The following is a 4,735-nucleotide window of genomic DNA, read 5'->3' on the forward strand; positions in this document are numbered from 1 at the left end:
CGTTCTGACTTTATCTGTGTGGGAATTTTCTTAACTCCTTCAACCAAACCCTTTACTACACAAGGATTTTAACCTTTTTTGTCCTCGATCGCTTTTTTATTTAAGCGAACGGTGAGTAAGGTATCCCTCCCACCCCTCGAAGAACAGCGAAGAATTGCGGCAATTTTAGATAAAGCGGATGGGGTGCGACGCAAGCGCAAAGAGGCAATTCGGTTGACTGAGGAGTTGTTAAAATCGACTTTTCTAGAGATGTTCGGTGATCCCGTTACTAATCCGAAAGGGTGGGAAGTAAAAACGATTGAGGATATTACTGTAAATCAGAAAGGTGCTATTAAGCGCGGACCTTTTGGCGGTGCGTTGAAAAAAGATATTTTCATTCAAGCAGGGTTCCTCGTTTATGAGCAATATCATGCGCTGAATAATGATTTTTCGTTTGAAAGATACTACATTAGTGAAGATAAGTTTGAGGAGATGAAAGGATTTGAAGTAAAGCCTGGAGATATTATTATTAGTTGCTCAGGTGTTTATCTTGGCAAGTTAGCAATTGTACCCGAAAATGCAAAACTGGGTATTATCAATCAAGCTCTGTTGAGGATTACCCTAAATCAGAGAAAAATGAATAACTATTTTTTTCTATACCATTTTAGTCATGAAAGTTTCCGTGACAAGTTCTTTGCGGCTAATAGAGGATCGGGAGTACCAAATTTTCCTCCGATTAGTGAGTTTAAGACATTCCCATTTATTGTTCCTCCAATTGAAGATCAGAATAAGTTCTCAGCTAGACTTCAGCAGATTCAAGGCTTTCAATCAAAAGCATACGAGAGTATCAAAGAATCCGAAAATCTCTTTAATTCCCTTTTACAACGCGCCTTTCGCGGGGAACTGTAGCCATGGCAGCCGGCGGATTACTGCCATAATCTTGTGGGAAATGCCATTAAAAAAGACCGTTGGACAATTAACTAATACTAAATCTGGTTATTAAAAACTGATTATTTGAGAAGAAACGGGTTTCTCCGAGAAACCCGTTTTCTGTGCGGATAAAATAACCGAACTTGCTGTTTTTTTATATAACTGTTAAACAATAACCAAGTAAAATATAGAGATAGCCAAAACTTTGGGGATAATAGACTTATAGACTGGGGAGCGCAATATGGCATCAAACTTCTCCTTCCTGCGAGATCAATTCCCGCAACTGTACGAACACGCGGCCCAGGCCGAGGGATTAGTCTTCAGCAACCCCCGGGCCAGTTGCTTCTATAGCCGCTTTGTCCTAGAACAAATGGTCTGCTGGCTCTATGAAAACGACCCCTATCTACAACCGTCCCGGGACAATAGCCTAGGCGCTCTCATCCACGAGCCAACCTTTAAAGATAACCTTAAACCAGGACTTTTCGCCAAAATTCGCACCATCCACAAAGTCGGCAATAGCGCCGCTCACCATGGCGGACAAATCAGCGATCGCGACTCCCTGCACCTGATCGAGGAACTCTTTCATATCACCTACTGGCTGGTGCGGTTTTACGGGCAGAATGGGCGAGAATTGGGCGATATTAGCTTCGATCGCCAGAAAATTCCCAGTTTCGCCGTCCCCAGTCAAAAAGAACTGCAAGACCTAGAAAAACGCCTTTCCCAAAGCGATACCCTGCGCCAAATTGCAGAGGCCAAACAGTGCCAAACCGAGGCCGAACTCGCGGCCGCTAGGGCCGAACGGGATGCCCTCCTCGCCCAAAATAATGCGATCGCCGATAACCACGACTACAACGAAGCCGACACCCGCCATTATCTGATCGATGTACTACTCAAAGAAGCCGGCTGGGATACCAAAGCCCCCAACGCCACAGAGTTGGAGGTGTGGGGGATGCCCATCCAAAAAGCGGGGGATACCGGGCGCGGTTTCATCGATTATGTACTATGGGGTGACGACGGTAAACCCCTCGCCCTCGTGGAGGCAAAACGCACCAGCAAAAGCCCCAACAGCGGCCAACAACAGGCCAAACTATACGCCGACTGCTTAGAAAAAAACTACGGCCAGCGCCCCGTTATTTTCTACAGTAACGGGCCAGAAACCTATCTCTGGGATGATCTCGCCTATCCCCCCCGCCCCGTCCTCGGTTTCCTGGGAAAAACCGAGCTAGAACGGCTAATTTTCCGCCGTTCCCACCGTAAACCCCTCAGCACTAGCCAAATTAACGAGGATATCGTCGGCCGTCCCTACCAGAAAGAGGCCATCCGTCGCATCACTGAAACCTTTGAAGAAAAGCGCGGCCGTAAGTCCCTATTGGTCATGGCCACCGGAACCGGCAAAACCCGAACTGCAATCGCATTGGTGGAACTGCTCAAGAGCGCCAATTGGGTAAACCGAGTCCTGTTTCTGGCCGTTCGCCTTTGGCGCGGCTTTGCCGTTCGCAATGCCCTATTAACCCAAGCATACCGCGCCTTTCAGCGTCATCTACCCAGCGTTACCGTCCTGGATCTGACCCGTAGCAAGGACGTGACGGGGGCTAACGTCATCCTCTCCACCTATCAAACCATACTCAACGCCATCGAGCGCATGGATGCAAATGGACGAATGTTTGGGGTGGGGTATTTTGACCTCGTGATCGTCGATGAGGCTCATCGCTCTATTTATCGCAAATACGGCGAAATCTTCCATTATTTCGATGCTCTGCTGGTGGGACTAACTGCCACACCACGCTCGGAAGTAGATCGCGATACCTACCGCATTTTCGAGCTACAGCAGGGGGTTCCTACCTTCGCCTACGAGTTAGAGGATGCAGTTAAGGATGGCCATCTTGTACCTCCCAAGGGTGTTACTGTGCCGTTTAAATTCCTGCGTACCGGGGTTAAATACAGCGATCTAACCCCGGAGGAGCAGCTAGACTACGAGGAGAAGTTTCGCGACGAGGAAAGCGGCGAACTACCGCGGGAAATTAACGCAGCTGCCCTTAATCAATGGTTATTTAATATCGACACCGTGGATCAAGCGTTAAGAATTTTGATGCAACGGGGGCTAAAGGTCAACAGTGGCGATCGATTGGGTAAAACGATTATTTTTGCCCGTAATCACCGACACGCCCAATTTATCTGCGATCGCTTTAATAGTAACTATCCTCACTACAAAGGTCATTTTGCCAAAATTATTGACAGTCACGACAATTACGCCCAGAGTCTCCTAGACGACTTTAGCGAGGTCAATAAAGAACCAATTATCGCCGTCTCGGTGGATCTGCTCGATACTGGCGTAGATGTGCCAGAAGTGGTCAATTTGGTGTTTTTTAAGCCTGTATTCTCCCGGGTGAAGTTTAACCAGATGATCGGGCGCGGGACTCGTCTCTGTCAGGATTTGTTCGGCCCTGGCAACCATAAAACCGAGTTTCTGGTCTTCGACCTCTGCGGGAATTTCGAGTATTTCCAGCAGGATATCGATGAAACAAGGGAGAAAATACCCGAAAGCCTCACCAGTCGCCTAGTTAAACATCGCCTCGAGTTGGCTACCCGCCTCGCTCCCTGCAAGCAAAGCGCAACCCCTAGAGCGAGAGAGCAGTCCTCTAGTTACAAAGTCGATCGATCCGGCGACCTATACACGAGTTTGCTCGATGCACTCCATCAACACATCGCCACCATGCCCCGGGATAATTTTCTGGTGCGTCGTCGCTTGCCGCAGGTGGAGACCTTTAGTCAGCGCGATCGTTGGAACAACCTGAGTCAGGAGGACGTGGCCACTATTGCCGACTCCTTAGCCGGTTTACCCAATGGTTTGCCCAATGAGGATCCCCTAGCCAAGGAATTCGACCTTCTTTGTTTGCAACTGCAATTAGCCATTCTCAAGGCATCCGGTAGCTATGAGCGATTGCGGGACAAAGTGCGCGATCTTCTCGTTCAACTGGAGACTAAGCCCGATATACCGATGATTAAGGGGCAATTAGCCTTTATTCGCGAGGTGCAAGCCGAAAGCTGGTGGACCGGAGCAACGCCGTTAATGGTGGAAGGGATTCGGGTACGCGTCCGGGATCTGGTCAAGTTTATCGATCGCCAAAAGCAGCAGAGCGTGATTACCGATTTTGTCGATGAGATGGGAGAGGTGCAGATTGTCGATATTCCCACCCATCAGACCGGTTTTAGTCGCGAACAGTATCGCCGGAAAGTGGAGGCCTATATCCGTCAGCATCAGGATCACCTTGCGATCGCTAAGTTGCGGCGCAATATCCCCCTAACGGACAGGGATTTATCTGCCCTAGAGGAGATGCTATTTTCGGCAGCAGAAATTGAGAGCCGTCAGCGTTTTGAGGAGGTCTTTGGCCGGACGAAAAGCCTCAAGCTCCTGATCCGGGAAATCGTCGGACTCGATCGCCAAGCGGCTAAACAAGCTTTTGGCCGTTATTTGCAGGGGACAAACTTCTGGGCCAATCAAATCCGTTTTATCGAAAATATCATCGATATCCTCACTAAAAACGGAGTTATGAATCCGGGGGCGCTCTACGAGCCTCCCTTTACCGATAACCATCCCGAAGGGCTAGATGGGATGTTTAATGATCGGGAAGCTGATCGGATCGTCTCGATTTTGCGATCGTTTAATGAGTCCGTTGATGCGGTCTAAGAGCAAGCGCGTACTGCTATAAAATAAGAGCATGAAAACTGACACGATTTTTTATCAACTCTTTCAATCTTTCCCCTCTATCTTCTTTGAATTAATTCAACTCCCTATCAACGAAGCCAATAACTACCGCTTTGACTC

The 4,735-nt window shown here is 48.4% G+C and carries 3 protein-coding genes; all 3 read left to right on the forward strand.

All coding sequences use genetic code 11. The annotated features are described in order from the left end of the window. The first annotated feature begins 111 nt into the window (after nucleotides 1–111). Nucleotides 112–888 (forward strand): restriction endonuclease subunit S, encoded by a 777-nt coding sequence (locus tag EWV84_RS11290; protein WP_287078073.1) that lies wholly within the window; start codon nucleotides 112–114, stop codon nucleotides 886–888. Between the two features lie 262 nt (nucleotides 889–1,150). Beyond that, nucleotides 1,151–4,597: a DEAD/DEAH box helicase family protein gene (locus EWV84_RS11295; RefSeq protein ID WP_287078074.1), complete on the forward strand. Its 3,447-nt coding sequence runs from the start codon at nucleotides 1,151–1,153 to the stop codon at nucleotides 4,595–4,597. 31 nt (nucleotides 4,598–4,628) lie between these two features. Continuing rightward, a partial coding sequence (locus EWV84_RS11300; RefSeq protein ID WP_287078075.1) for a DUF2887 domain-containing protein occupies nucleotides 4,629–4,735 on the forward strand: 107 nt, incomplete at its 3' end.

The organism is Microcystis sp. M_QC_C_20170808_M3Col (assembly GCF_007095505.1).
GTDB lineage: Bacteria > Cyanobacteriota > Cyanobacteriia > Cyanobacteriales > Microcystaceae > Microcystis.

Bases quoted from the DNA above. Each gene is read 5' to 3' on its own strand.
- EWV84_RS11295 (WP_287078074.1), top strand. From the start codon at position 1,151: ATGGCATCAAACTTCTCCTTCCTGCGAGATCAATTCCCGCAACTGTAC.